Raw genomic sequence first — 26,945 nt, 5'->3', positions numbered from 1 at the left:
AAATTTAAGATTAACCAATAAAAAACTTAAAAAAGGTATTATCCTCCTACCAAAGTCTTTATTTTAAAGAATACTAGCGCTCTACTTTTTTCATCTGAGGTAACATTCTTTCCTTTTTCTGGCGATGATTTTCACTACTGATCAGAATTTTATCTAACAATCTAATAGCCTCGTTAACATAAGGTCCTTTATTGAGCATAACGCATTCTGCTTTTAAAGATGAGGAAACATCTGTCATCTCAGATCTTGAGGGCAGCCCGCTCTTAGCTAAATTCTCTAATACCTGTGTGGCCCATATCACAGGTACATGAGCTGCACTGCAGGTTGACAGAATCTCATCTTGAACAGCGCCTATATGCTGCCATCCTGTTTCTATTGCTAAATCTCCCCTGGCAATCATTACACCAATGGTATTGACTTTCATGGCACTTAATAAAATGGGTAATAAATTCTCAAAAGCAATGCGGGTTTCAATTTTTAGCACAACACTCAATTTTTGCAACACGCCAAGTGCTTTAAGTTCTGTATACAACTCTTCAACATCTTCCGCAGAATTAACAAAAGAAAAGTTAATAATATCAGCATGATGAGCTACAAAAGATAAATCAACTTTATCTTTTAAGGTCAAACCGCTAATTCCTAAATCTATGGTTGGTAAGTTAATCCCTTTTTCAGCTTTTAATTTAGATCCACTCTCTTTTGCGTTAATAATCTTAACTTGAAATTGGTTTGCGCCAACCCCACAGATAATGCCCTCAATCTTACCATCATCAAAGAAGATAGGTTCTCCTTGCTTTACATTTTTAAAGACCTCTGGCAATTGACAAGACAATATCGCTTCTTTAACCAACTTTCCCTGCTCATTAAATTGTGGTAAGATTCCTAGTGCTTTATCTTTAACTAAAGTGATTGTATCATTTTTTTTAGTAAAACATATTGCTCTGTATTTGGCAGTTCTAAGACGATTTCTGAAGTAAGCCCAATCCGTTCAGGCTTTAAAACAGTCCCCGATTTGATATATGCCGTTTTAAAACAATTCGTAATAAAGGCATCATTTTCTCTACGGACTACTTTGAGCTTTCTTTTTTTAGCTCGAGTATCTTTGAAATGAATAATATCATTTACTCGCAATTGTTTTAACCATTCTTGGTTAACCAAGATACCATTTGGCCATTTTTCTTCATCTAATCTAGAAACCAAGGCAATTTCAATAGGTTGCCATACTTGTCCAAAAACATCTTTTTTAGGTTTGAATTTTTTCAAAGGAGGCCCTGGGGGTATTTGACCTGTTCTAATTTTCGGTCCTGCCAAATCCATCGCTATTTTCACTTCTTTATGAAGTTCCTGAGCGGCGCGCTTAACATTGGATATAATGGCTTCCCAAATTTCAGGACTGTCATGTGCACAATTAATCCGCGCGCAATCCATCCCATTTTTTACCATATCATATACCGATTTATAATCATGGGCGGATTGAGCTGGCTGGGTGACCATCACACGCACGCGTCGTCTTTTGTTACAACTTCCGAAAAGTGCGTCATTATTTTTGATCATTAAATTTTCTGCCTCTGCAATAGAAACTGCGCTTTTTGAAATTACATTCCCATTTTTACCAGCGATAATTTGAAGTAACGATTTTGTATTTAATAGGCTAAATAATATATGACTTTCGGCATTTGCGAGACGAGTCAGTCCTAAGGTCTTTAGAGCCTCTTGAAGACCTCTCAAATCAAAATCTCTTAAAGTTCTATAGTGTATTAAGTTTGTTACGCTCTTAAAGTTACTTGGGTGCACTTCTTTTAAGGTCTCTTTATAGCTTTCCTCTTTTTCGGACATACTACCAAGAAGTCTCTCAATAATAAGAATAAGCTTATCTATCTGCAGGTTGAGCATATGCAACAGTATCTATATTTTGCTCAAAGATCATATTATTCAAAAACGAAAAACCTGATTTTCATCAGGTTTCATAACCTTAATTGGCTGAAATCAATTTCTTTATCGAGTAGCTATTTTTAGAAAATACCATTTATACGTTTTTTACTACCAGTTATAAAAAAATGAATTTTTCAGTACTGATTTTTGATAGTTTTAATCATCAATTTCAACCACAACGAGCATGAACACTATTGGAGAAAAACTTGGGTATTTTTGTTGGTACCTTGTTCTTGGGTTATCAATCTTGTTATTGATATCCAATCTTTACATATACTTTAATTAGACTACTTAATTGACTTTAAAAGGATTCATATCGAACTCCTTTACTCAAATTATCTTACCTCTTAGGTTTTCAATTAAGCATTTTATGTACACTTCTGATGAAAATAAACGGGTAGTCGTCACATACAAACTCTTATAAATAAACATCTCAATTAAAGAATGGTCTAATGTAATTAAGCTAATCTAGCTTCTTTAAAATTGTATCTTTACATTTTAATTTTGATTCATGCGTTTTCTGTTGGCAGCCTTCTTTACAGTTTGTTTTCTTAATTTTTCTTTTGCACAATCTACCATAGAAAAAACCCTTAGAAAGTTCAATAATAATTCTGTCAAATACATATATCTCAATGAATTAAAAGAAACCGAAAATCCCATTTTATTAGATACTCGAAAAAAAGAAGAATATAACGTTAGTCACCTAAAAGATGCCTTTTGGGTGGGGCATAAAAATTTTGAACTAGATTCTGTACTTAAATACTACCCCAATAAAAATGCTGACATAGTTGTGTATTGCTCCATTGGAGTACGCTCAGAAAACATTGGTGAAAAGTTATTAGATGCAGGCTATACCAATGTGAAAAATCTATATGGAGGCATTTTTGAATGGATCAACCAAGGAAATGTTGTATACAATAACGAGAACAACGAAACAGAAAAAGTGCATGCATTTAGTAAACATTGGGGCAAATTGCTGACCAATGGTGACAAAATATATACCTCCAAATCAAAAGAACTTGAAAAACAACGCAACTGACCTTCTACTTATTTTTACTAGAAATCCCGAGCTAGGAAAATGTAAAACACGTTTAGCAGCTACTATTGGCGATAAGGCTGCTCTAGATATCTATAAATTTTTACTGAGACATACCGTAGAAATAACCAAAAACCTTTTCGTTGAAAAATATGTTTACTACTCTGAAGACATATGGGAAGATGATATCTGGAATTCAAAATTGTACACGAAAAAATTACAAGAAGGAATTGATTTAGGTGAACGTATGAAAAATGCTTTTGCCGATGGATTTAAAAACGGTTTCCAAAAAATTATTATTATTGGAAGTGATATGTATGACCTATCTCAAGATGATTTGGCCAACGCTTTTTCAAAATTAGATGAGCATGATTTTGTAATCGGACCGGCTTTGGATGGAGGCTATTACCTTTTGGGCATGAAATATGTCAAAGAAGAATTGTTTTCTGATAAAGTTTGGGGCACCGGAACCGTCTTAAAACATACGTTAAAAAACTTAGCCAATGATGATTTTAATCTAGTTGATGAAAGAAACGACGTAGATTTTTATGAAGACATAAAAGATAATATCGTTTTTCAACCCTTCTTACAAAATTTAAAAAAATGACGAAAAAACAATTAGATGAATCTGTTACTTATTTAAAAAACAAAGGGTTCGACACTCCAGAAATAGGTATTGTGCTTGGAACAGGATTAGGACAATTGGTTAATGAAATTGAAGATAGCCTAGTCGCACACTATAATCACATTCCTAATTTTCCATTAGCCACAGTTGAGTTTCATAGCGGTAAATTATTGTTCGGAACAATCGAAAATAAAAAGGTGGTTGTAATGCAAGGTCGTTTTCATTTATATGAGGGTTATGACTTGTTAGATGTCACCTACCCGATACGGGTTATGAGCGAACTTGGTATTCAAAAATTATTTATTTCAAATGCAGCTGGGGCAATAAATCTTGATTTCAAAAAGGGCGATATCATGCTTATAGAAGATCATATTAACCTGCAGGGTGGCTCTCCATTAGCATTTAAAAATGTAGCTGAGTTCGGTGACCGTTTTGTTGATATGAGCGAGCCATACGATACCTATATGCGCAACAAAATAATCGCAATTGCTAAAAGAGAAAAGATTTCGCTTCAAAAAGGTGTTTATGCCTCAGTCGTAGGTCCACAACTAGAAACAAAAGCAGAATATCGAATGTTAAAAACATTAGGGGCAGACGCCGTAGGTATGAGTACCGTTCCAGAAGTTATTGTTGCCAATCATTTAAGGTTGCCGATTGTTGCAGTCTCAGTATTGACCGATGAATGCGACCCTGATAATCTTGAACCCGTTAATATTCAAGAAATTATTGAAATTGCCGGTAAAACGGAACCCAAAATGATAAAGCTCTTTAAAGAACTAATTAAGACTTTGTAAGTTTTGAAGCCTTGTTACCACTACTTCTAGGTCAATTAAAGTTTTAATGTCTCATACAGTCTCTACTAAAATAAGTATTGTTATTCCAGTATTAAACGAAGGTGGTATTATTGGAAGTTTACTTGAATACATAGGTAATAACACTTCAAAAGAGAATATACAGCAAATACTGGTAGTTGATGGTGGCAGTACCGATTCGACAGTAAAAATTGCGAAAAAGTTCAATGCAAAGGTATTATCCTCAAAAAGAGGTAGAGCAGCGCAGATGAACGTCGGAGCTAACTATGCTAGGGGAACAATCCTATACTTTTTACATGCTGATACTATTCCCCCAAAAGGTTTTGATAAAATCATTTTAAATGCATATTCTAATGGCCATGAAACTGGTTGTTTTCGTATGCGATTTGATACTAAAAATATTATTCTAAGGAGTTTTGCATATTTATCTCGAGTAAATCATACACTCTGCAGGGGTGGTGATCAATCACTCTTTATCTCAAAATCACTTTTTGAAAAACAAAAAGGGTTTAATGAGAATTATTTGATTTATGAAGACAGTGAATTTATTAGAAGGGTTTATAAGGCAACAAATTTTATAGTACTACCTCAAAAGGTAATAACCTCGGCTAGAAAATATCGTGAAAAAGGATGGTTGAGTGTTCAATACCATTTTGGTATAATCCACTTAAAGAATTACTATGGTGCCGGTCCAAAAGACCTTTATCAATATTACTCAAAGCATTTGATCTGATATGATTTGATTAGGTTTTCGGCTAAAAATCATTTTTGACGATTCTCGAAAAATACACTATTCGAAGATGAGGTAACTATTTTTCAATATCCAATTCTGCATAATCATTAAACATCCCCTTTGTTACCCATTTAGCAAAAGTTCTTTTATCTGAGTACACCGAGAATTGTTCATTCTTGAACTTTAAATCAGCAGAAACATCAATGACAGATATTGCAGGCAATACATTTTTAGCTAAGAATAAATCATTATCATTTTCAAAAATCTCCGAAAAATCCTTAACCGAACGGTTTGTAATACTGTTTCTTTTAACTACAGCTTTTATGTTATCGGCAAATTTTTGCCCTTCTTCACTTTTACTGTGATGGTAAATCGCAACATTTAGTTTTCTATTTTTGATTTCACCAGTAGATCTAATTATCAATAAACGCTGATACTTGCCTGTATGCTTCAAGTAACGCTTGTTAATTGTTTCTACATACTCTTGAACTCGACGAAAATCATGTTTCTTATTAAGCAAAGTATCTGATTCCATAAGGTAAACCTGAGCTCCATTCACAAGAAGCTCCCTAGCCAATTCAGACACAATTGTAGCTCCGAAAGCAGTATTTACATTATTATCTTCAGCTATCAAATAATAGACAGCTTTATTAAGTTTATCAGATTTAACACTAATCTTATTAAGTTCACTAGAAAAAAGTGGTTCTTCTACGCCATTGACAATATTAATCGCTTTACCGGTCTCTTTAAAAGAATCAGGAGCATTTGGAATTTTATATGCTCTACCTAAATGCAGTTCACTTCCGTTTCTTAGATTCTCAGTATTTAAGGCAACAAATTCCGCATAGTATTTCGAAGGATTTAACCCTTCTTTTCTAAGAACTGAAAAAATACCATCTCCTTTTTGAGCAATTACAGTCTGCAAAGAATCTTGAGCAATTCCATTTAAATAAACCACTAAAATGCTTAAAAACGCAAGAAATACACGGTTCATAGTTTATGACTTAGCTTGTAATACAAAGATTACTAAAAATACTGTCCAATACCAAATACAATTCCCCTTGTTGCATCTTTTGTAATACCATGACCGTAATCTATTCTTAAAATGGCATTGAAAATACGTTTGTGAATAAATCGAATGCCAACTCCAGGATAGATTCGAAGATTTTGATCGTCCGTAAAATCACCAAAATCACCTCCGGGATTTCGCCAACTTCCTCCATCAATAAAAAAGTTTCCTTGTACCACATAGGTCTTATTTTCCAATAGGGTATATCGGTATTCTGTATTTAATACGATAGCAGCCGTACCTCTGTCAATGGTATTCCCCACACCACGAATATTCAAATTATTATCCACTGCAAAAGGAGCGAACGGTGTTTCAATATTGCTAGAAACACCAAATCGTAATCGATTGGCCCAATTTCCGTTTGCGCCTATCCTTGCAAAATATAAGAAATCATTAAACCCAATAGTAAAATCTGGTAAGGTTTGGTCTTGACTGCGAACCAACTGTAAATTTAAAGTACTTCTATAGCCTGAAAGGTAATGATAATAGTAGTTTAGGTTATTAAAATCATAAATCAGTTTATAAAGGTATTTATCAACTCTTAAACTCTGTGGCACCTCAGGATTTGTGGCCCCTGATAAATATGCATAATCTTCAGTAAAAAGGTTAACTCCTATTTCTACTCGATTTTTAAAATTGAATTCATATAACACCAAAGCCTCGACAGATTCATTATTATATTTATAATCTGCGGTACCATTATCAAGAAAAACAGGTTCTTGTGTGGTTAAATCTTGATAATTTAGCGCAAGTCCAAGTTTTTTTGAAAACAGATAAGGTGCTCTAAGATTGGCTCCATAAGAATTAAAAATATCGTATTGATAAAAGCCTCCGAGTGTAATATTTCTACCCAAAAAGTTAAACTCTTGTAGGCCAACTCTAAAGGCAAACTCATCATTATTTGAAGTATAAACATTCGCAAATGGAATTATAGTATAATTCTCTTCAATACCATAAAACACATTATATTGCCCTGGTTCGTTTGCGTTAAATACTTGAAAATAAGCATGCGCGACTGCTGGCAAGCGTTTGAGTCTGTTAATATCCTTTTTAATTAAGGCAGAGTCCAACTTAGAACCCGGTTTGACCAAAACAAACTTTTTTAAGAAAGTAGATTTTGTTTTTTTATTTCCTTGAAATTTGACATCAACCACGATTGATTGACCATAAACTGCAAAAAACAGAAAAGAAAAGAATACTAGGAAACCTACTCTAGGCATTTTATGGTCGTTTGTTCAAATAGTCGCCATAAAAGTTTCTTATTACAATTTCGGATGGTTTATTTTGAGGGGTAAATCGATTGTCACCTTCTCCTCCTGTTTTTTTGTGTTGTATAAACCACTTCCAAATAAAACCGCCAGCAAACCAATCTTCTTTCCAAAACTCATCAAAAACTACTTGAGTAGCATCTGCCTGGGCCTTTAGGTTGACATCCATTTGATTACGATCTACCAACCATGGTTTTTTAGCAGTATAGTCCATGCTACGATAACCAAACTCTGTAAATACAATAGGTTTATCTTTCTCTTCAGAAATATTTTTAAGTGCAATTTTCCATTTTTGCCATCCCTTCTTCATATGTTCTTTGGTTGGGTTTTTCTCTTCAGATAAAGGAAAATAAGCGTCTACTCCAATATAATCCAATTCACTCCAAAAAGGAGTTCTTGTATATTCATCCCAATTCGCAGCATAAGTAAGTTTACCTGAGTAACGATTCCTCACTTTTTCAATAAGTTCTTTCCAAAATTTTGGGCGATATTTTATAAATTCTTCCAGCTCTGTTCCAATGCAATAAACCTCGGCATCTACCTCTTCAGCTAATAAAGCATAAGTCAGAATAAAATCTTTGTATGTTTTTTCCAACTCTAGCCACGCTTCTTCGGTTTCCATAGTGATATCACCCGTAAATTCCCCTTGCCACACCCAAATTTGTGGCTTTATCATAATCTTTACTCCATTTTTTTGCAACAGTTGGGCATACTGCTTTGCACCGGCACGTGTTTCTCCATACCACTGTCGATCCGTGTTGAAAACCACATTTGGGTTGTTTAAGCTTCTTATAAAACCAAAAGGCATTATAGCGGCGTAATTAGCGTTCACATTTACCAAAGGGTCAATATGCTCTTGGGTAACTTTTTCACGAGAACCAACAAAGCTAAGTCCGTTGATTTTTTCACCTACCTGACTGCTACAAGAGAACTGTAAAAAGCACAAAAAAAGAAGTCCTAATCTTTTCATAGTTAAAAATTAAGACTTCTAAAATACTTGTTTTGTATTCTAAAGACTAAAAAACGGCACGCAAACCTATGTTAAAAGTTTCGCCAAGACCTGTGTTTTCACCCCTTACAAAGTTGGTATAAAGTGTCTCTATGTTAAGTTCTTTTGTTAATTGATACTTAGCTCCACCTCCTAAAGCAGTAAAGTTCTGTTTGAAATCATTGCCTAAATCTAGTCTTTGAGTATGTTGCGCCAATGCCAAAACAGTAAATTTTGAGCTAGGGAAATAACTTAAGAATATTCCTGGAGAAAGATTTAAACTATTATTTGCAAAACTTTTTTCTTGGTCCCCAAAATTGAGTTCAGAGTTTAATTCGGTAAATAGTTGCCATTTTTTTCCGGGAAAAGTATAGTCATAGAAGAATCTATTTTGCCATGTAAAACCATTTTGATCTAAAAACACGCCATTATCATCCACTTCATCACCTACTAAAGGAATTGAGAAAGCACTCAATATGGAAAAATTACCAACATTTTTAAAAGGAACAAATTTAATAGCTGGGGCAATAGATGTAATACCTGATGTGGTTCTTCGTTCAGAACTACCGTCACCCAGAATAAAATCTCTGCCATTTGCCCTAAACTCGACTATGGCTCCTAAATTCACTCTTTTGTTTTGAGATACTCCTGTAAAAGCCTCTAAAGTAGAAGTGAAAAAATTTTGCCTAATACCATCTTCGGAAGTGAAAGTACTTTCTGTTTGGGTATATAAATTATTGAATAACTTCAGGTCCCACTGACCCTGCCCTATGAGTTTAGATGGTGTCAAGTTTTGAATAACACTTCCTCCATCATCAGAATCATCTTGTGAAATTACATTTAAGGTGGACAAAAGAAGCCCAGCCATAAGGATATGGTTTTTAAAAATTTTCATTTTAGTTGTTTTTGAAATTGTTGTCTAATTTTTTTTTTCGTTTAGAGTCCAATCATAGTTGTAGTAACTGACTTTGACCTTTCCATCTATTTTTTCTTTTCGATATTGATTTACATAGTCAATTTGACTTTTCCCTTCTTGGGTGAAATCTCCTTTGTACCACTCAAAGAGTTGAGATAATTGTACTTTATTGCCTTTTACCTTTATGAAATTGGGATTATTTAAAGACAATTCTGTTTGTGTTTGCAGTTGAGCATCTAAAGTATTTGGCAAATAAGCATTATTAATTATTGGAGGGCAGCCCAGACCTGCGCACACCAATACAAAATGAAACCTTGCTTCTTTTGGAAAGTTACCTCTGAGTAATTTATTTTCTATATCGTTCAAAGTGATGCTCTTCCCTGCTAAATCATAAGTGGCTTTGTCGAAAAACCCATCTTTATCTAATGGTGATTTGATAGGGTAATTATCAACAATACCTTTTATGACAGAAAGGTTATACGCATTAATCCAAAATGCCTGATAAGTATTCACATCACTCTTTGAAATTGAAATTTCTTTTGCAATAGCTACCAATTCATTTAATCGGCTTGAATTTTCCCTAATTGTTTTGTAATCCACCCTTCCATGTTCTATATATGTCTTAAAAAAGGTATCGGCTTTATCAAAGAATTCCGAAGTGGTTTGAGCTGTTCCAGTCTGGAACAAAAACAAAAGCAGAATGGCAGTTAGCGTTATTTTATTTTTCATTGTTTATTATTTAGCTGATTAAAATCTCAAGCATCAGTCGAACATATTTCTAACTACCTACAACGCTTTTATTTTTTTATGAATTATTTAAGATTTTCTAAATCAATGCGTTACCGGTTCGAAATAGTACTAACAACCTTACATCGAATAGGTATATTTAAAATCTTTCTAAATTAATACCTTGTGTTAAGTTCATACCTTTAAAACGACACAAACCACAACCAATAAAAAGCCAATGGAGAACATTGTTATTATAGGGAATGGAATTGCAGGCGTCTCTGCCGCAAGACACATCCGCAAACTTTCCGATAAAAGAATCATTATTGTTTCCGCCGAAACAGATTATTTCTTCTCCAGAACTGCCCTTATGTATGTGTATATGGGTCATATGAAATTTGGCCATATTCAACCTTATGAGAACTGGTTTTGGGAGAAAAATAATATTGAGCTGGTACGTGGGTATGTAAATAAAGCAGATACCGCGAACAAGCAACTTATACTCGATGGTTCTAGAGCACTTCAATATGATAAACTAATTATTGCAACTGGCTCTAAACCGAATAAATTTGGATGGCCGGGACAAGATTTGCATGGAGTTCAGGGTCTGTATTCTAAACAAGATTTAGACTTGCTCGAAGTGAATGCGCCTAATAAAGACGTTTGCAAAAGAGCTGTCATTGTTGGTGGCGGGCTAATTGGAATTGAATTGGCGGAAATGCTTAGAAGTAGAGATATTCCAGTTACTTTTTTAGTTCGTGAGAGTAGTTTTTGGAATGGGGTTCTTCCAGAAGGTGAATCACAATTGATCAACGATCATATTAAAGAGCATCATATTGATTTGCGCTTAAGTACCAATTTAAAAAAAATTGTCGCTGGTGAAGATGGCAGGGTAAAATCTGTGGTCATAGAAGAAACTGGAGAAGAACTAGCTTGTAATATGGTTGGTTTAACCGCAGGTGTCACTCCAAATATTGATTTTCTCAAAGATTCTGGTATTGAATTGGGTCGTGGCGTTAAGGTCAATCGCCATTTAGAAACCAATATAAAAGATGTTTACGCTATTGGAGATTGTGCAGAACAGCATGAAGCCATTGGCAACCGTAGGCCCATCGAAGCCGTTTGGTATACTGGGCGTATGATGGGTGAAACTGTGGCTCAAACGATTTGTGGAAACAAAATCGAATACAAACCAGGACATTGGTTTAATTCTGCCAAGTTTTTAGACGTTGAATACCAAACCTATGGTTGGGTTTTTGGGGCTAGGGGTAAAAAAGATTATGAAGAACAGTTTCATTGGAGACATCCATCAGAAAAATTATGTGTAACTGTTTCATTCAACAAAAACAACAAAAAGTTTTTGGGCATCAATACCTTCGGAATCAGAATGCGTCATGAAATTTTTGACCGTTGGTTAACCGAAGAAAGAGATGTCGATTTTGTAATGGAACATCTGGCAGATGCCAATTTTGATCCTGAATTCTACAAGCAGTATGAAAAAGAGATTATTGCAAAATTCAATTCAGATTTCAATAAGTCAATTGAATCTAAGAAGAAAAGTTTAAAACGCATATTTCAATTTAACTAAACGATATGAGCACTTACGATAGAAGCATGGCTTTAACCGGTCAACCGCCAGTGACCTTAAGTCGAAACCAAAAAATTGCAACCTTAATTGGATTCTTTGGTTTAGCAATTATTTTGCTAGCAGCATTCAATGTTGATTTTCCAAATAAAGGATTATGGCTGAGTATTTCCTTAGCTGCTATAACTGCTGGAACCATCTGGTTTTCTTGGGATATGTATTCAAAAAAAGAACCTGGTATTAAAAACGACGGGGTTTGGTTTAAATCAGTTTCCAGTAAAGGCTTTTGGGGGTGGATTGCTGGTATAGCATTAACGAGTTTTTATATCATTCTTTACTTCTACCCAGAATATTTAGGGCTAGTAGCCAAAGGCGATAATAAAGGTGTTATTGGTCTTTTTGACCCTTTAAGTAGAGTATTGAGCGGCAATCCTGCAAGCCAATGGTTTGTTTATGGCACCCTTTATACCGTTGCCATTTTAGCTTTTGGAATCAAATTTCTATGGAAATACCGTCATAATCGCTATGAACGAATTCGCACCATGAGTGTGATGTTCTTTCAAACTGCTTTTGCTTTTATCATTCCTGAAGTCATGGCTAGACTAAACGGAACTTCGGTTTTAAATGGCGGAAAACTTCCTTATTATGATTTGAAGTTAGTTTGGCCATTAAATTATTACAATTTTGAAAAATATCGCATCAGTGATTTTTTAAGCGCAGGCAATATTGGTTTGGTGTTACTTATTTTTGGAGTGTTATCGATTCTTGTAATTACTCCAATACTTACTTATAAATATGGTAAACGCTGGTACTGCTCTTGGGTATGCGGTTGCGGTGGTTTGGCAGAAACTGCCGGTGATTCTTTCCGTCAATTAAGTGATAAAACCGTTAAGGCCTGGAATGTTGAACGGTGGGTGGTGCATAGCGTTGTGGTTTTTGTAACCCTTATGACAACTGCTGTCGTATATTCTTATTTGGGAAATGACACCAGTAAATACTGGTTGACCAAAACAACTTTCCTGGTTAGTGTTGCTGTTATTCTAACGGCTATTTTTGCTTGGGTAATGTTATTCAAAAGAGAGCAACTACAAAAAGATGCCCAATATGGTGCGATTGGCTATATGGTAATCATTTTAGCCTTGATTGGAATGCACTTTTTAAGTGGGGATGGAAATGTATTCTTATTTAAGTCAGGTACATTACGTAAATCATATTCTTTTTTAATAGGAAGTATATTCTCAGGTGTGATTGGCACGGGTTTCTACCCAATTTTTGGTAATCGTGTATGGTGCCGATTTGGATGTCCGATGGCAGCCATACTAGGTTTTCAACAACGCCTTTTTTCTAAATTTAGAATCACCACCAATGGTGGTCAATGTATTTCATGTGGTAATTGTTCTACCTATTGTGAAATGGGGATAGACGTACGTGCCTATGCTCAAAAAGGGGAAAATATTGTGCGCTCAAGCTGTGTAGGTTGTGGCATTTGTTCGGCTGTGTGTCCGCGTGGAGTTTTAAAATTGGAGAATGGGCCTTTGGAGGGCCGTATAGACAGTAATCAAGTTTTGCTGGGCAATGATGTTGATTTAATGACTTTAGTGAATAAAAAATAAAATGCTGCTTCGAGTTAGTTTGATTTTTTTAATTGCTTTTATCTCATCAAATAAGATGTATCATCGTGAATATCATAACAATGGTAAATTAAAAGCCCAAGGGTGGAAGATTGAAAATTCTAAAGAAGATTTTTGGAAGTTCTATCATTCTAATGGAAAGCTGAAAAAGCAAGGCCACTACAAAATGAATAAAGAATTGGGGTACTGGTACTTTTATTCTGATAATGGAAAGCTTGAAATGGAAGGACATTTTAATGATGGAAAAAAAGTAAAGTGGTGGCTGTTTTATGACGAAAACGAAAAAATAAACCACAAGTGTCAATTAAAAGACGGCATCAAAAATGGTTATTGCTTGAAGTATATGGATCAAGAGTTAAAATCCGCAGAAAAATATAAAGATGGAAAGAAGATAAAAGAATGGTTTAGTTTTGGCAGCTTTAAAAAAGAAAACAAACTTTCAGACCTTAAATGAGTGCCGAAATAAAAGTTATCATCCCTGCTTTCAATGAAGCTGATTCCATTGCTCATGTAATTAATGACATTCCCAAATCCGTGTCTGAGATTATTGTGGTCAATAATAATTCGACCGATGATACAGCACTAAATGCCAAAAATGCTGGCGCTACAGTACTGACTGAAACTAAGAAAGGTTATGGACATGCATGCCTTCGTGGAATGCATTACATCGAAGAACAATCCAAGCAGCCCGATATCATCGTATTTATTGATGGAGACTACTCTGATTATCCTGAAGAATTGGATAAAGTTGTAGATCCAATTTTAAACAAGAACATGGATTTGGTCATAGGTGCACGAAAAAAAGAGTTACGAGAAACTGGTTCAATGACCTTCCCCCAAATTTTTGGTAACGAATTGGCCACTTTTTTAATGCGCTTATTTTTTGGGGCAAAATTTACGGATTTAGGACCTTTTAGGGCAATTAAATACCAAAAGCTCAAAGAATTGCAAATGCAAGACAAGACTTATGGATGGACGGTTGAGATGCAATTGAAAGTTCTGCGAAAAAAAATGGCATATACCGAAGTACCAGTGCGTTACAAGAAAAGAATTGGCGTCTCAAAAGTATCAGGTACCGTAAAAGGTGCTATATTTGCAGGCATAAAAATTTTAGGTTGGATATTCAAATACAGCATTAAATAATATGGGACTAACAATTGCTTACATTATCATCGCCATTTACAGTTTCGCATTGATTTTAATCTTCTGCTACAGTTTAGCACAATTGAATCTGCTGGTCAACTATTTGAGCAATAAAAGGCAAAATGAAGAAGCCCCAAAGTTTAATCTTTTAGATCCAAGAGAAATTCCGCACATAACCATACAGCTTCCGATTTACAATGAGGAGTATGTTATGGAGCGTTTACTTGAAAACATTGCAAAAATAGAATACCCGAAAAGTAAACTAGAAATTCAAGTGTTGGACGATTCGACTGATGATTCAGTTATAGATACCAAATCTCGTATTGTGGAACTTCAAGACACTGGATTGGACATACAGCATATCACTAGAACAAATCGTCAAGGTTTTAAGGCAGGTGCTTTAAAAGAAGGCCTAGAAATTGCTAAAGGCGAGTTCGTAGCCATTTTTGATGCTGATTTTTTACCTGAAAGTGATTGGTTAAAGAAAACTGTTCCATATTTTAAAGACTCAGAAATCGGAGTGGTACAGACACGTTGGGGACATATTAACAGAGATTTCAACTCGCTTACCAGAATACAGGCTTTTGCACTTGATGCACATTTTACTTTAGAACAGGTAGGACGAAATTCAAAAGGACATTTTATAAACTTTAACGGTACTGCAGGCATCTGGAGAAAAGAATGTATTCTTGATGCAGGCAACTGGGAAGGAGATACTTTAACAGAAGATCTTGATTTAAGTTACCGAGCGCAACTAAAAAACTGGAAGTTTAAGTATTTAGAAGATGTTGAAACACCTGCTGAATTGCCAGTTGTAATGAGTGCTGCGCGTTCTCAACAGTTTAGATGGAACAAAGGTGGGGCTGAAAACTTTAGAAAAACTGTTGCGAGTGTCATTAAGGCAAAGAATATTGATTTTAAGACCAAATTTCATGGGGTAATGCATCTTTTGAACAGTTCTATGTTCTTGTGTGTTTTTGTAGTTGCCTTGTTGAGCATCCCGATGCTATATATTAAAAATACTTATGGTCATCTAGGTTGGGTATTTGAGGTAACCAGTTTTTTTATTGTAAGTACGATTATTTTGTTTTTCTGCTATTGGTTTACATATAAAAGTATTCAAGGCAGTGGATTTGATAAATTTATTGATTATATCAAATTATTTTTCACCTTCTTCTCTGTCGCTCTAGGTTTATCTCTGCACAATTCTATTGCTGTTATGGAGGGTCATTTAGGGAAACGTAGTGAGTTCGTACGAACCCCAAAATTTAATATCAATAGCTTGACGGATAATTGGAAAGGAAACAAATACTTGGCTACCAAACTATCTCCTAATATGGTTATTGAGTTTGCCCTGATGTTGTATTTCTTATTTGGAATGTATAGCGCAATTCCTTTAAACGATTATGGGTTATTTCCATTCCATTTAATGTTATTTTTAGGTTTTGGTTTTGTATTCTTTAAGTCACTTACTGCAAGGGCGTAAACAACAAAATCAGAATATTTACCTTTCTTCCGATTGTTACTCTCAAAAATTTTTGTGAGATTCAACAATCGTAAAAAACCTTATGGAAGAAAAGCCTAGACTTTCAAGATTAACAGCAATCTTGACCCAACTTCAGTCATCAAAAATTGTGACGGCCACTACCTTGGCTAAAAAACATGGTGTGAGTATCAGGACCATTTACCGTGATATTCGAACCCTTGAGAAATCTGGTATTCCAATTGTAACAGAAGAAGGTCGCGGTTATAGCCTTATGGATGGCTACAAATTGCCCCCGGTCATGTTTACGGAAAGTGAGGCAAATGCATTAATTACCGCGGAACAATTAATCCTGAAAAACAAGGATAGTTCCCTTGTTAAAAATTATAGTGAAGCAATACAAAAAATTAAGGCGATTCTTAGGGGACCTCAGAAAGAGAAGACCGATTTATTGACCAATAGAGTTTATTTTACCTACAATTATGATAATCAAAGAACAAGTGACTACTTAATGCAAATTCAATTGGCAATTACCAATTTTCAAGTATTGCATATTGAATATATATCCTTGGCAAAAAAACATACAAGAAGAGATATTGAGCCTTTTGCATTGTATAGTACCCAAGGCAACTGGTTATTAATAGCCTTCTGTAGATTAAGAAAAGAATTTCGGGTTTTTAGAATTGACCTTATTCAAAAAATCTCGTCCAATAATGAGTACTTTGAATCTCATAATATGACTTTAGAAGAATACTACAAAAAAACCTATAGCACTTAATTTTAACCCCTGACACACCCTTGTCATATCTCTGATTTAATTTTGCTTAAATTTAAAATTATTGACATGACAAACATGAAAAAACAAGCAATGAACATTGTGGGCATTTCGACCAGAACTTCAAATCAAAATGCTAAAGCAGAAAAAGACATCCCTGCACTATGGCAAAAATTCATGACCGACAACATTGGCAGCAAAATTCCCAATAAGGTCGATGAAACCGTTTACGCCCTATATTCAGATTATGAAGGTGATCATACATTACCGTATACTATAACTATTGGATATAAAGTAGGCAGTTTAGATAATATTCCAGAAGATTTAACCGTAAAAATAGTACCTGAAGCAAACTATGCCCAATTCTTCGCGGAAGGAAACCTTACCAAAGATGCGGTTATCAATAAGTGGATGGAAATTTGGAATATGGATTTACCGCGTTCTTACAAAACCGATTTAGAAATTTATGATGACAGAGCCATTGACCCCACTAATGGCATAGCTGAAATTCTAATTTCTGTAAAATAACAACTCAATTAATATTCTCTATAAGTGCGCCTTGAAAATGATTTTCAAAGCGCACTTTTTTCTTTATGCCATTCAATAACTATAACTAATATTTTCCCTATTTTTTCGGAATATTATAAAGTATCGATGTCAAATTCATTAGTCCAATATTGGAAACTCCATAAATATCCTATTTTTTTTGTTCTTGGATCGTTACTCTTTTATTTCAGTTTTGCTTATGATCTAGAAAGAGCTGATTTTGCAAAATTGTTAATGCTTTATAGTGGACTTTATTATTTCTATTTTAAATTAGTTCAATTCGAAAAATGGAATTTTAAATTTCTAGTTATAAGCGGCGTCTTGTTTAGATTTTTATTTCTTTTCGCCGAACCGAATCTTTCTCAAGATTTTTATCGCTTTATATGGGATGGTGAGCTTATAAAAAATGGAATCAATCCTTACTTATTCTTGCCTAACACTTTAATTGAGCAGCCTGATTTAGCAATTGCCAATGCAAAACAATTACATCTAGGCATGGGTGATCTAAGTGCTCGACATTTTAGTAATTACCCTCCTTTAAATCAAATTATTTTTGCGATTTCCAGCTTTTTAGGCGGTGGCAGTATTTTAGGATCACTAATTATAATGAGACTCTTTATTATTAGTGCTGATTTAGGGATACTATACTTTGGAAAAAAGCTGATACAAAACATTGGGAATTCAAATCACCTTGCTTTCTGGTATTTTTTAAATCCCCTGGTCATAACAGAACTCACTGGAAATCTACATTTTGAAGGCGTGATGCTCTTTTTCTTTGTTTGGTCTTTGTATTTGATTTCAATGAACAAGTACAAGTTGGCAGCCCCTATTTACGCACTTTCTATACTTCTAAAACTAGTGCCTATCTTATTTTTACCATTATTTCTAAAACACTTTGGGTTTAAAAAAAGTATTGTTTTCTATAGTTTGATCGGAATTACTTGTATCGCTTGTCTCTTACCATTTTACTCCTCAGAATTCATTGATAACTATTCACAAACTGTAGGGCTTTGGTTTTCAAACTTTGAATTCAATGCTTCTGTTTACAATCTAGTCAAAAAGATTGGCGTATTATGCTTTGAAATTAAGCCGTGGGAGCTAGTAAAATCTTACGGCAGTCTTATTCCTAAAGTGGTCATTGCAATTGCATTGCTCCTTACTTTTTTAAGAAAAAATCAAAATCTAGAAACATTGTTGAGCTCGATACTTATATTACTTTCTAGTTACTATTTCTTATCTAGTACAGTACATCCTTGGTACATTATCTTTCTTTTGATTTTAGGCGTTTTTACTAATTATCGCTTCCCTATAGTTTGGTCAGCATCCGTGATTTTGAGCTATTATGCCTATTCCAATTCTGATTTTAAAGAAAATCTATGGTTGATAACAATTGAATATTGTTTGGTGTTAGGTTATCTAGGGCATGAAGTCTTTAAAAATCATAACATAATATCAAGGTTTCGTAAAAAATTTAACTTAAACTAGGTTCGTTCAGAATACATTTATACATTTACCCCATAATGAACGAACAAAATCACATATATACAGTTGAGAGCTATATAGCTCCAGTACGTACGTTCGCTCCTCGCCGTCGCCCGTAAGGGTGCATGATATCTATGGAAATAGGTGAGTCCATTTCCGCAAGTTCCACAAACGTTTTTTTAATTATTTACTCTAAAAAATTTAGCAATGGAAATCATTGTTGCTAACGAATCACATTTTAAATACGCCCAAATCATTAGTGATACCATAACAGATTCTGCTAAAGTTCGTGGTACTGGTATTGCACAACGCAGCCCCGAGTACATTATCAAGAGGTTAGAAAATGGCAATGCTGTCATCGCGTTGGATAACGAAAAGTTTGCGGGTTTTTGTTATATAGAAGTCTGGGGCAATAAAGGCTTTGTTGCCAACTCTGGTTTGATTGTTCATCCTGATTTTCGTAACCAAGGACTCGCCAAAAAAATAAAGAAGCGAATTTTTGCACTATCACGAGAGAAATTTCCCGATGCCAAAATTTTTGGGATAACAACAGGGCTTCCAGTGATGAAAATGAACTATGAGCTGGGTTACAAACCTGTCACCTTTTCAGAACTGACAGATGATCCAGATTTTTGGAAAGGCTGTCAAACCTGTAAAAACTTTGATATTCTAACCAGAACGGAGCGCAAAATGTGCCTGTGCACCGGAATGTTATATGACCCCGTCACCAAAGCAAAAGAAAAACAAAAACTAAATAGTAAAGCTTTTAAAAGATTAAAAGGCATTAAAGAAAACCTGTTTTTAAAGAAAAAATCAAAATGAAAAAACTAGTATTAGCATATAGTGGCGGATTAGATACTTCGTACTGTGCCAAATTCCTTTCTAAAGAAGAGGGTTATGAAGTACATGCGGTTATTGTGAATACAGGAGGATTTTCCTCAGAGGAGATTAAAATCATCGAAGAAAAGGCAATAGCGCTTGGAGCGAACACTTATACGTCAATAGATTCCGTTCAAAATTTTTATAATCAAGTAGTCAGATACTTGATTTTTGGAAACGTTTTACGAAACAATACGTATCCACTTTCGGTAAGTGCCGAACGTATAGTCCAAGCCGTAGAAATTGTAAACCACGCTAAAAAAGTAGGTGCGAAATATATTGCCCATGGTAGTACGGGAGCTGGCAATGACCAAGTACGTTTTGACATGATTTTTCAAACCTTAGCGCCAGAAATTGAAATTATTACCCCAATTAGAGATAACAAATTGGCTAGAGAAGAAGAAATCGCATATTTAAAAAAGAACGGAGTAGAATATTCTTGGGAGAAAGCAAAATACTCTATTAATAAAGGCCTTTGGGGCACTTCGGTTGGTGGTGATGAAACACTTACCTCTAATTTACCTTTACCAGATACTGCTTACCCAAGTCAATTAAAAGAAAAAGAACCTACTCAGATAAAACTGACCTTTGAAAAGGGAGAATTAATAGCAATTAATGGCCAAAAGAACACTCCAATTTCTAATATTGAAAAACTCGAAGCCATGGCATCTAAATATGCTATTGGTAGGGATATCCATGTAGGCGATACTATTATTGGAATTAAAGGTAGAGTAGGTTTTGAAGCTGCCGCTCCACTAATTATCATAAAAGCACACCACCTATTAGAAAAACACACATTGAGTAAATGGCAACAATATCAAAAAGAACAGTTGGGTAATTTTTATGGAATGTTATTGCATGAAGGAAATTATTTAGATGAAGTAATGAGAAACATCGAAGCTTTTTTGACAGATACTCAAAAGAATGTCTCAGGTGATGTCTTTGTAGGTCTTTATCCTTTCCAGTTTCGATTACTTGGAGTCGATTCCAAACACGATTTAATGAATGCTTCTTTTGGTAGTTATGGCGAAATGAACAAAGGCTGGACAGCAGATGAAGCCAAGGGCTTTATAAAAATGTTGTCCAATCCAGGTAAAATTGCAAACCATGTAAATCAATATCATGATTAAGGTAGGAATAATAGGTGGTTCTGGATATACCGGTGGTGAATTGATCCGATTGTTATTGAATCACCCTAACGTTGAAATTGATTTTGTTTTCAGTACTACAAGAGCTGGTAAAGCATTAACATCAGTACATGCAGATTTATTAGGGCAAACAGAAATAGAATTCACTGGAAAAGTAAATCTAAATGTTGACCTAGCTTTTCTTTGCCTCGGACATGGAAATTCTTCCAAATTTTTAAAAGAAAATACCTTCTCTAGCCAGACTAAAATTATTGATTTAAGTAACGATTTTAGATTACAAGGAGATTCCGTTTTTGAGGGGAGAAAATTTATTTATGGCTTGCCAGAACTCTATAAGAATGAAATAAAAGAGGCACAATATATAGCAAATCCGGGTTGCTTTGCAACTGCAATTGAGTTGGCCTTACTTCCGTTAGCAAAAGAGGGTCTTTTACACAATGATGCTCATGTAAATGCAGTGACAGGTAGTACAGGTGCCGGTATAAAACCATCTGAAACAACACATTTTAGTTGGCGCAACAATAACGTAAGTTGGTATAAGCCTTTCACACATCAGCATTTAGGAGAGATAAATGAAAGTTTGAGGGCATATGGAAATGAAGTTGGAAGATTAAACTTCCTTCCAAATAGGGGTAATTTTCCTAGGGGAATTTTAGCTGCTGTCTATACTGAATTCGAGGATAATCTTGAAGATGCTATAGCCATTTATCAAGAGTATTACAAAAATGCCTTGTTCACTCATATCGCGCAAGAACCTATTCATCTAAAGCAAGTGGCAAACACAAATAATTGCCATATTCATTTACATAAACATGAAAATCTATTGTTGATGACCTCTGCAATAGACAATTTATTGAAGGGGGCTTCTGGCCAGGCTGTACAGAACATGAATCTGTTATTTGGTTTTGATGAAGCAGAAGGGTTAAAATTGAAAGCAGGTGTATTTTAAGAATGGAACAAAAACTAGCACATATCGCATTGGTGGTTGAGGATTATGACGAAGCAATAGAATTTTATTCCCAGAAGCTAAATTTCCTAGTAATTGAAGACACAAAACTTGATGGCGATAAAAGGTGGGTCGTTGTTTCCCCTCCTGGAGCAGTTGAATGTTCGCTGTTATTGGCAAAAGCGACGAATAAAAAACAGTCAAAAAGCATAGGAAATCAAACTGGCGGAAGAGTTTTTCTCTTTCTTTTTACAGATGACTTTTGGCGAGATTACAATAATATGATTTCAAAAAATATCAAGTTTATTCGAGAGCCCAGAACAGAAGCCTATGGCACGGTAGCGGTATTTGAAGATTTATATGGGAACCTTTGGGATTTATTGGAACCTAGTAATTTAAACAAAGGAATTTTAAAGTAATAAAATGAAAATAGCTATAATAGGGGCTGGTAACTTAGGATTGGCAATTGCAAAAGGGGTTTTGCATAGCAATGGTGCCACTACCATGTACCTTACCAAAAGAAATACAGCAGAAATCAAAGATTTTGAGAAGTATGGCAACGTAACTGTTACCTCTAATAATATGGAAGCAGTTAAAAATTCTGACATACTCATTTTTGCCGTCCAACCCGGACATTTTGAGGCGATTCTTTATGATATTAAAGATTTGTTGAGAGAAAACCATGTTCTAATTAGCACTATTACAGGTTTCGGTATTCAAAAAATTGAATCCATTATCGGTACTGATAAATATGTTATCAGAAGCATGCCAAACACGGCTATTTCCGTTGGCAAGTCTATGACCTGTATCTGCACCAACGGTCTGGGCAAAAAACGAATTGATTTAGCAAAAGCAATATTTAATAGAATGGGGCATTCTTTAGAAATCCCTGAAGAACAAATGCAGGCAGCAACAGTTATCTGCGCTAGCGGAATAGCCTTCTGGATGCGCTTAATACGTGCTACAACTCAAGGTGCTATTCAATTAGGGTTTGATGCGAAAGAAGCACAAGAACTAGCTATGCATACTTGCAATGGTGCGGCTAGCTTATTGATTGAATCAGGCAGTCACCCTGAGGAAGAAATAGACCGTGTAACCACACCCAAAGGCTGCACTATTTCTGGTTTGAACGAAATGGAACATCAAGGTTTAAGTTCTTCTTTAATAAGAGGAATCGTGACTTCCTTCGAAAAAATAAGCGATATAAGAAAAGGTTAACAAAGGCAAATACAAGAATCAAGTTCAATTAAAAAGTAGAACTAATTGAATTTAAGTCTTGTATTTGAGCTTGACACTTGAATTTGAATTTATTATGAAATTATTTGATGTTTATCCCTTATACAATGTAACCCCGGTTTCCGCAAAAGGTATCGAAGTAATTGATGACAAAGGGCAAAAATATTTAGACTTTTATGGCGGTCATGCCGTAATATCCATTGGGCATTCTCATCCACATTATATAGAAAGGTTAAAAAATCAGCTTAATCATATTGGGTTCTACAGCAATTCTATACAAAACCCTTTACAGGCTGAGCTTGCCAAAAAACTAGGAAAGCTTTCAAACTGCGAAGATTATAATTTGTTTTTGTGCAATTCTGGAGCTGAAGCTAATGAAAATGCCTTGAAAATGGCTTCGTTCCATACAGGGAAGTCAAAAGTAATTTCTTTTGACAACGCTTTTCACGGCAGAACCTCAGCAGCAGTAGCAACTACCGACAATATAAAAATCAATGCTCCAATAAATCAGCAACAAAAAGTGACTTTTCTGGCTTTTGAAGATTTTGAAGGTTTAGATGCAGCACTACAAACAGGTGAATATTGCGCAGTAATTCTTGAAGCCATACAAGGTGTTGGAGGTTTGGATGAGCCTAGCTCAGATTTCTATCAATTCATTCAAGAAAAGTGTAAAGAAAATAATGTCTTGGTAATTGCTGATGAGGTGCAATCTGGTTTTGGAAGGAGCGGTAAGTTCTTTGGATTTCAATGTCATGGTGTAAATCCAGATATCATATCTATTGCTAAAGGCATGGGCAATGGATTTCCTGTTGGTGGAATATTAATTCATGAATCCATCAAAGCTTCATACGGACTGCTGGGAACAACTTTCGGTGGAAACCATCTGGCCTGTGCTGCTACTATGGCCGTACTAGAAATTTTAGAAAAGGAAAATCTGATGAAAAACGCATCAGATTTAGGCACATACTTTTTAAGTAAAGCCAAAGAAATTCCAAAAGTCAAAAAAATCAAAGGGAGAGGATTGATGCTAGGTTTAGAATTTGATTTTGAAGTAGCAGAACTTCGTAAAAAACTGATTTATAACCAACATATTTTTACTGGTGGTTCTGCCAATAAAAAATTACTTCGATTTCTACCAGCACTAAATATTACCAAGAAGCATATTGACATTTTCTTTGATGCCTTAAAAGCTGAATTATTATGAAACACTATTTATCTATAAGCGATTTAGGAAATCTGCAAAGTGCGGCTAAAGAAGCTATTTCTTTAAAGAAAGATCCTTATGCTTTTGAACTATTAGGAAAGCGAAAAACTATTTGCTTACTATTCTTCAACAATAGTTTACGTACCCGTTTAAGCACGCAAAAGGCAGCAATGAACCTAGGCATGGAAGTTATGGTCATGAATTTTGGCAATGAGGGCTGGCAGCTAGAATTCCAAGATGGCGCCCTGATGAATGAGGGAAAATCTGAGCATATTAAAGAAGCGGCACAAGTAGTTTCACAATTTGCGGATATTGTTGCCATTAGGGCATTTGCTGACTTAGTGGATAAAGAAAAGGATGAAGCAGAAATAGTTTTAAACGGATTTAAAAAGTACGCGAGTATTCCTGTAGTGAATATGGAAAGTTCCGTAGCTCATCCTTTGCAGGCTTTGGCTGATGCCATTACCTTAGAAGAAAACAAAATTCAGGAAAGACCAAAAGTGGTTTTGTCTTGGGCACCCCATCCAAAAGCCTTACCACATGCAGTTGCCAATTCTTTTGTTAAGATGATGAAACTCCAAGATGCGGAATTTGTAATTACCCATCCCAAAGAATATAAGTTGAATCCAGAAATCACAAAAGATTGTAAAATTGTTCACGATCAAGAAAAAGCATTGGAAAACGCGAACTTTGTTTATGTGAAAAATTGGAGTTGTTATACTGATTATGGAAAAGTCTTATCCCAAGATAAAAATTGGATGATGACCAAAGAAAAGCTTGAAAATGCAAGGTTTATGCATTGCTTGCCAGTAAGGAGAAATGTAGTCGTTGAGGATGCTGTTTTGGATAGCAACCAAAGTTTGGTGATTGAACAAGCAAACAATAGAACGTATTCAGCACAATTGGTTTTAAAAAGAATCTTAGAAAAACTGTGAAACAGCAATTATCCATAATAAAGATAGGCGGTAATATCATTGAAAATGATGCGGAGCTTTTAAAGTTTTTGACGCTATTTTCCCAAATGACAACTCCTAAAATTTTGGTGCATGGAGGCGGAAAAAAAGCCAATCAAGTGTTACAAAAAATGGGGATTATTCCCAAAATGGTAAATGGTAGAAGAATTACAGATGCAGCAAGTTTAGATGTTGCTATTATGGTCTATGGGGGGTTGACCAACAAGAAAATCGTTGCAAAATTGCAATCATTACATTGCAATGCCATTGGTATGAGTGGTGCAGATGCCAATGCTATTCAGGCACATAAAAGACCTGTAAAAGATATTGATTATGGTTTTGCTGGCGATATAGACAATATAAATTCTGATTTAATCGCCAATCTTCTAAATCTTAATATTACCCCTGTTTTCTGTGCTTTAACCCATAACCAAAAAGGGCAATTATTAAATACTAATGCAGATACTATTGTATCAGAATTGGCAATCGGTATGAGTGTGACTTTTGAAACAACGCTCTATTATTGTTTTGAACTAAATGGAGTGCTTAGAGATTTTCAAAACAAAAATTCTGTCCTTAAAAATATAGATTCTGATTCCTATAAAGCACTAATTGCCGAGGGCATCATTTCAGAAGGAATGCTTCCTAAATTACACAATTGTTTTCATGCCCTTAAAAATGGCGTTAAAGAAGTAAGAATAGGTAATTTAGCCCTGTTCGATAATGTAAATACAAATTATACAACACTGGTTTTATGACGATTGATAAAGACACCTTGGCTCAGGAGGCCATAGCGCTATTAAAACAGCTAATTTCAATACCATCATTTTCGGAAGAAGAAGATGAAACAGCTGATGCCATTGACACTTGGTTGAAAAAATTTGGGGTAGTAACTAAAAGGCAATACAACAACATTTATGCCTTTAATAAGTATTATGACGAAAGCAAACCCAACTTGTTGTTGAACTCGCATCACGATACGGTAAAACCAAATTCAGCATATACCAAGAACCCTTTTAACCCTCATGTGGAAGATGGTAAATTATACGGACTGGGCAGTAATGATGCTGGTGGTTGTTTATGTTCCTTATTAGCCACTTTTGTTTACTTTTATGAGCGAGATGATTTAGGCTATAATATCATCATGTCTGCCACAGCAGAAGAAGAAGACGCCGGTGATAAAAGTATTTCTGCGCTATTACCAATACTTCCAGAAATTGAAGTTGCTATTGTCGGCGAGCCCACTTTAATGCAATTAGCTATAGCTGAAAAAGGCTTGGTGGTCTTTGAAGGTAGAGTCGATGGGACACCATCTCATGCTGCGCATCCAAATGACAACAATTCTATTTATAATACTATTGAAGTGTTAGAATGGTTTAAGAACTATAGATTTCCTAAAGTTTCGGATGTATTGGGCCCTGTAAAAATGACGGTAACTCAAATTAATGCTGGTTCTCAGCATAATGTTGTTCCTGGGCATGTAGATTTGGTCATAGACACCCGTGTCAATGATTGCTATACCAATGAAGAAGTGAACGAAATTCTTCAAAAAAATGCACCTTGCAAGCTAACTCCGCGTTCTTTGAATTTAAGTAGTTCCGCTATTGATATTAATCACCCTTTGGTGCAATCTGGCATTGCAATTGGTAGAGAAACTTATGGCTCACCAACACTTTCTGACCAGGCAGAATTAAGCTGCCAATCTTTAAAATTAGGACCTGGCGACAGTACTCGTTCACATTCTGCCAATGAATTTATTTATATAAGAGAAATTGAAGAAGGCGTTGACCTATATATTGACATATTAGAAGGATTCTTTAAAAAATAAA

The 26,945-nt window shown here is 35.1% G+C and carries 28 protein-coding genes; 21 read left to right on the top strand and 7 right to left on the bottom strand.

What is annotated here, in order from left to right:
• Positions 1–73 precede the first annotated feature (73 nt).
• Both RM706_RS06850 and RM706_RS06845 read right to left on the bottom strand, forming a co-directional pair.
• Complete coding sequence (locus RM706_RS06850; protein ID WP_311350465.1) at positions 74–910, bottom strand: pyruvate kinase; 837 nt, start codon at positions 908–910, stop codon at positions 74–76.
• Positions 901–1,893 (bottom strand): pyruvate kinase, encoded by a 993-nt coding sequence (locus tag RM706_RS06845; RefSeq protein WP_311350285.1) that lies wholly within the window; start codon positions 1,891–1,893, stop codon positions 901–903. The genes RM706_RS06850 and RM706_RS06845 overlap by 10 nt, the downstream gene beginning before the upstream one ends.
• Positions 1,894–2,443: 550 nt before the next feature.
• Here RM706_RS06845 and RM706_RS06840 point away from each other — a divergent pair.
• Genes RM706_RS06840 through RM706_RS06825 form a run of 4 tightly spaced genes read left to right on the top strand, consistent with a single transcriptional unit; the run spans position 2,444 to position 5,138 of the window.
• Positions 2,444–2,971: a rhodanese-like domain-containing protein gene (locus RM706_RS06840; RefSeq protein WP_311350284.1), complete on the top strand. Its 528-nt coding sequence runs from the start codon at positions 2,444–2,446 to the stop codon at positions 2,969–2,971.
• A complete protein-coding gene (locus RM706_RS06835; RefSeq protein WP_311350283.1) occupies positions 2,952–3,575 on the top strand; it encodes a TIGR04282 family arsenosugar biosynthesis glycosyltransferase in 624 nt (207 codons plus the stop codon). The genes RM706_RS06840 and RM706_RS06835 overlap by 20 nt, the downstream gene beginning before the upstream one ends.
• Positions 3,572–4,387, top strand: coding sequence for a purine-nucleoside phosphorylase (locus RM706_RS06830; RefSeq protein WP_311350282.1), 816 nt, complete (start codon positions 3,572–3,574; stop codon positions 4,385–4,387). The genes RM706_RS06835 and RM706_RS06830 overlap by 4 nt, the downstream gene beginning before the upstream one ends.
• 46 nt (positions 4,388–4,433) lie before the next feature.
• Complete coding sequence (locus RM706_RS06825; protein ID WP_311350281.1) at positions 4,434–5,138, top strand: TIGR04283 family arsenosugar biosynthesis glycosyltransferase; 705 nt, start codon at positions 4,434–4,436, stop codon at positions 5,136–5,138.
• 76 nt (positions 5,139–5,214) lie between these two features.
• Here the strand turns inward: RM706_RS06825 and RM706_RS06820 are convergent, their stop codons facing one another.
• From RM706_RS06820 to RM706_RS06800, 5 genes are read right to left on the bottom strand one after another with little or no spacing between them, the layout of a single operon-like run.
• Complete coding sequence (locus RM706_RS06820; protein ID WP_311350280.1) at positions 5,215–6,132, bottom strand: hypothetical protein; 918 nt, start codon at positions 6,130–6,132, stop codon at positions 5,215–5,217.
• Between the two features lie 32 nt (positions 6,133–6,164).
• Complete coding sequence (locus RM706_RS06815) at positions 6,165–7,427, bottom strand: POTRA domain-containing protein (RefSeq protein WP_311350279.1); 1,263 nt, start codon at positions 7,425–7,427, stop codon at positions 6,165–6,167.
• A 1-nt stretch (position 7,428) separates the two neighbouring features.
• On the bottom strand, positions 7,429–8,445 hold the full coding sequence (locus RM706_RS06810; RefSeq protein ID WP_311350278.1) for a glycoside hydrolase family 113: 1,017 nt from the start codon (positions 8,443–8,445) through the stop codon (positions 7,429–7,431).
• A 46-nt stretch (positions 8,446–8,491) separates the two neighbouring features.
• Positions 8,492–9,358, bottom strand: a complete 867-nt coding sequence (locus tag RM706_RS06805; RefSeq protein ID WP_311350277.1) for a hypothetical protein — start codon at positions 9,356–9,358, stop codon at positions 8,492–8,494.
• Positions 9,359–9,382: 24 nt separating this feature from the next.
• Complete coding sequence (locus RM706_RS06800) at positions 9,383–10,108, bottom strand: DUF547 domain-containing protein (protein WP_311350276.1); 726 nt, start codon at positions 10,106–10,108, stop codon at positions 9,383–9,385.
• Between the two features lie 235 nt (positions 10,109–10,343).
• Between RM706_RS06800 and RM706_RS06795 the strand changes: the two genes are divergently transcribed.
• The 17 genes from RM706_RS06795 (at position 10,344) to RM706_RS06715 (ending at position 26,944) form a co-directional block, all read left to right on the top strand.
• Positions 10,344–11,693: an NAD(P)/FAD-dependent oxidoreductase gene (locus RM706_RS06795; protein WP_311350275.1), complete on the top strand. Its 1,350-nt coding sequence runs from the start codon at positions 10,344–10,346 to the stop codon at positions 11,691–11,693.
• 5 nt (positions 11,694–11,698) lie between these two features.
• Positions 11,699–13,303 (top strand): 4Fe-4S binding protein, encoded by a 1,605-nt coding sequence (locus RM706_RS06790; RefSeq protein WP_311350274.1) that lies wholly within the window; start codon positions 11,699–11,701, stop codon positions 13,301–13,303.
• Between the two features lies 1 nt (position 13,304).
• Positions 13,305–13,775, top strand: a complete 471-nt coding sequence (locus tag RM706_RS06785; protein ID WP_311350273.1) for a toxin-antitoxin system YwqK family antitoxin — start codon at positions 13,305–13,307, stop codon at positions 13,773–13,775.
• Entirely contained in the window at positions 13,772–14,464 is a 693-nt protein-coding gene (locus tag RM706_RS06780) for a glycosyltransferase family 2 protein (RefSeq protein ID WP_311350272.1), read from the top strand. The genes RM706_RS06785 and RM706_RS06780 overlap by 4 nt, the downstream gene beginning before the upstream one ends.
• A gap of 1 nt (position 14,465) precedes the next feature.
• Entirely contained in the window at positions 14,466–15,950 is a 1,485-nt protein-coding gene (locus RM706_RS06775) for a cellulose synthase family protein (RefSeq protein WP_311350271.1), read from the top strand.
• Between the two features lie 82 nt (positions 15,951–16,032).
• Positions 16,033–16,725 (top strand): helix-turn-helix transcriptional regulator, encoded by a 693-nt coding sequence (locus RM706_RS06770; protein ID WP_311350270.1) that lies wholly within the window; start codon positions 16,033–16,035, stop codon positions 16,723–16,725.
• 66 nt (positions 16,726–16,791) lie between these two features.
• Positions 16,792–17,250, top strand: a complete 459-nt coding sequence (locus RM706_RS06765) for a GyrI-like domain-containing protein (RefSeq protein WP_311350269.1) — start codon at positions 16,792–16,794, stop codon at positions 17,248–17,250.
• A gap of 339 nt (positions 17,251–17,589) precedes the next feature.
• Positions 17,590–18,753, top strand: coding sequence for an MptA/MptB family glycosyltransferase (locus tag RM706_RS06760; RefSeq protein ID WP_311350268.1), 1,164 nt, complete (start codon positions 17,590–17,592; stop codon positions 18,751–18,753).
• Between the two features lie 204 nt (positions 18,754–18,957).
• Positions 18,958–19,572: a GNAT family N-acetyltransferase gene (locus RM706_RS06755; protein ID WP_311350267.1), complete on the top strand. Its 615-nt coding sequence runs from the start codon at positions 18,958–18,960 to the stop codon at positions 19,570–19,572.
• Positions 19,569–20,759: an argininosuccinate synthase gene (gene argG, locus RM706_RS06750; protein WP_311350266.1), complete on the top strand. Its 1,191-nt coding sequence runs from the start codon at positions 19,569–19,571 to the stop codon at positions 20,757–20,759. The genes RM706_RS06755 and argG overlap by 4 nt, the downstream gene beginning before the upstream one ends.
• Positions 20,752–21,726, top strand: coding sequence for an N-acetyl-gamma-glutamyl-phosphate reductase (gene argC / locus RM706_RS06745; protein WP_311350265.1), 975 nt, complete (start codon positions 20,752–20,754; stop codon positions 21,724–21,726). The genes argG and argC overlap by 8 nt, the downstream gene beginning before the upstream one ends.
• Before the next feature lie 2 nt (positions 21,727–21,728).
• Complete coding sequence (locus tag RM706_RS06740; protein ID WP_311350264.1) at positions 21,729–22,142, top strand: VOC family protein; 414 nt, start codon at positions 21,729–21,731, stop codon at positions 22,140–22,142.
• A gap of 4 nt (positions 22,143–22,146) precedes the next feature.
• Entirely contained in the window at positions 22,147–22,941 is a 795-nt protein-coding gene (proC, locus tag RM706_RS06735; protein WP_311350263.1) for a pyrroline-5-carboxylate reductase, read from the top strand.
• Between the two features lie 94 nt (positions 22,942–23,035).
• Positions 23,036–24,163, top strand: a complete 1,128-nt coding sequence (locus RM706_RS06730) for an aspartate aminotransferase family protein (protein ID WP_311350262.1) — start codon at positions 23,036–23,038, stop codon at positions 24,161–24,163.
• The gene (locus RM706_RS06725; RefSeq protein WP_311350261.1) at positions 24,160–25,098 is read left to right on the top strand and encodes a Rossmann-fold NAD(P)-binding domain-containing protein; all 939 of its coding nucleotides are present in this window, start codon (positions 24,160–24,162) and stop codon (positions 25,096–25,098) included. Before RM706_RS06730 ends, RM706_RS06725 begins: the two co-directional genes overlap by 4 nt.
• A complete protein-coding gene (gene argB, locus RM706_RS06720) occupies positions 25,095–25,874 on the top strand; it encodes an acetylglutamate kinase (RefSeq protein ID WP_311350260.1) in 780 nt (259 codons plus the stop codon). The genes RM706_RS06725 and argB overlap by 4 nt, the downstream gene beginning before the upstream one ends.
• Positions 25,871–26,944, top strand: a complete 1,074-nt coding sequence (locus RM706_RS06715) for a M20 family metallo-hydrolase (protein ID WP_311350259.1) — start codon at positions 25,871–25,873, stop codon at positions 26,942–26,944. Before argB ends, RM706_RS06715 begins: the two co-directional genes overlap by 4 nt.
• The last annotated feature ends 1 nt before the right edge of the window (position 26,945 follow it).

Source organism: Croceitalea rosinachiae, assembly GCF_031846445.1.
GTDB classification, from domain to species: domain Bacteria; phylum Bacteroidota; class Bacteroidia; order Flavobacteriales; family Flavobacteriaceae; genus Croceitalea; species Croceitalea rosinachiae.
Note: the sequence above shows the minus strand (reverse complement) of the source record. Positions and strands in the feature narration are given on the sequence as shown.

What these genes read in the sequence shown, in the direction of transcription:
- RM706_RS06765 (WP_311350269.1), top strand. Translation starts at nt 16,792, where the DNA reads ATGACAAACATGAAAAAACAAGCAATGAACATTGTGGGCATTTCGACC.
- RM706_RS06825 (WP_311350281.1), top strand. Translation starts at nt 4,434, where the DNA reads ATGTCTCATACAGTCTCTACTAAAATAAGTATTGTTATTCCAGTATTA.
- RM706_RS06715 (WP_311350259.1), top strand. Translation starts at nt 25,871, where the DNA reads ATGACGATTGATAAAGACACCTTGGCTCAGGAGGCCATAGCGCTATTA.
- argC (WP_311350265.1), top strand. Translation starts at nt 20,752, where the DNA reads ATGATTAAGGTAGGAATAATAGGTGGTTCTGGATATACCGGTGGTGAA.
- RM706_RS06810 (WP_311350278.1), bottom strand. Translation starts at nt 8,445, where the DNA reads ATGAAAAGATTAGGACTTCTTTTTTTGTGCTTTTTACAGTTCTCTTGT.
- RM706_RS06755 (WP_311350267.1), top strand. Translation starts at nt 18,958, where the DNA reads ATGGAAATCATTGTTGCTAACGAATCACATTTTAAATACGCCCAAATC.
- RM706_RS06800 (WP_311350276.1), bottom strand. Translation starts at nt 10,108, where the DNA reads ATGAAAAATAAAATAACGCTAACTGCCATTCTGCTTTTGTTTTTGTTC.
- RM706_RS06815 (WP_311350279.1), bottom strand. Translation starts at nt 7,427, where the DNA reads ATGCCTAGAGTAGGTTTCCTAGTATTCTTTTCTTTTCTGTTTTTTGCA.
- proC (WP_311350263.1), top strand. Translation starts at nt 22,147, where the DNA reads ATGAAAATAGCTATAATAGGGGCTGGTAACTTAGGATTGGCAATTGCA.
- RM706_RS06805 (WP_311350277.1), bottom strand. Translation starts at nt 9,358, where the DNA reads ATGAAAATTTTTAAAAACCATATCCTTATGGCTGGGCTTCTTTTGTCC.
- RM706_RS06830 (WP_311350282.1), top strand. Translation starts at nt 3,572, where the DNA reads ATGACGAAAAAACAATTAGATGAATCTGTTACTTATTTAAAAAACAAA.
- RM706_RS06785 (WP_311350273.1), top strand. Translation starts at nt 13,305, where the DNA reads ATGCTGCTTCGAGTTAGTTTGATTTTTTTAATTGCTTTTATCTCATCA.
- RM706_RS06790 (WP_311350274.1), top strand. Translation starts at nt 11,699, where the DNA reads ATGAGCACTTACGATAGAAGCATGGCTTTAACCGGTCAACCGCCAGTG.
- RM706_RS06840 (WP_311350284.1), top strand. Translation starts at nt 2,444, where the DNA reads ATGCGTTTTCTGTTGGCAGCCTTCTTTACAGTTTGTTTTCTTAATTTT.
- RM706_RS06725 (WP_311350261.1), top strand. Translation starts at nt 24,160, where the DNA reads ATGAAACACTATTTATCTATAAGCGATTTAGGAAATCTGCAAAGTGCG.
- RM706_RS06795 (WP_311350275.1), top strand. Translation starts at nt 10,344, where the DNA reads ATGGAGAACATTGTTATTATAGGGAATGGAATTGCAGGCGTCTCTGCC.
- RM706_RS06730 (WP_311350262.1), top strand. Translation starts at nt 23,036, where the DNA reads ATGAAATTATTTGATGTTTATCCCTTATACAATGTAACCCCGGTTTCC.
- RM706_RS06775 (WP_311350271.1), top strand. Translation starts at nt 14,466, where the DNA reads ATGGGACTAACAATTGCTTACATTATCATCGCCATTTACAGTTTCGCA.
- RM706_RS06845 (WP_311350285.1), bottom strand. Translation starts at nt 1,893, where the DNA reads ATGCTCAACCTGCAGATAGATAAGCTTATTCTTATTATTGAGAGACTT.
- RM706_RS06770 (WP_311350270.1), top strand. Translation starts at nt 16,033, where the DNA reads ATGGAAGAAAAGCCTAGACTTTCAAGATTAACAGCAATCTTGACCCAA.
- RM706_RS06820 (WP_311350280.1), bottom strand. Translation starts at nt 6,132, where the DNA reads ATGAACCGTGTATTTCTTGCGTTTTTAAGCATTTTAGTGGTTTATTTA.
- RM706_RS06740 (WP_311350264.1), top strand. Translation starts at nt 21,729, where the DNA reads ATGGAACAAAAACTAGCACATATCGCATTGGTGGTTGAGGATTATGAC.
- argG (WP_311350266.1), top strand. Translation starts at nt 19,569, where the DNA reads ATGAAAAAACTAGTATTAGCATATAGTGGCGGATTAGATACTTCGTAC.
- RM706_RS06780 (WP_311350272.1), top strand. Translation starts at nt 13,772, where the DNA reads ATGAGTGCCGAAATAAAAGTTATCATCCCTGCTTTCAATGAAGCTGAT.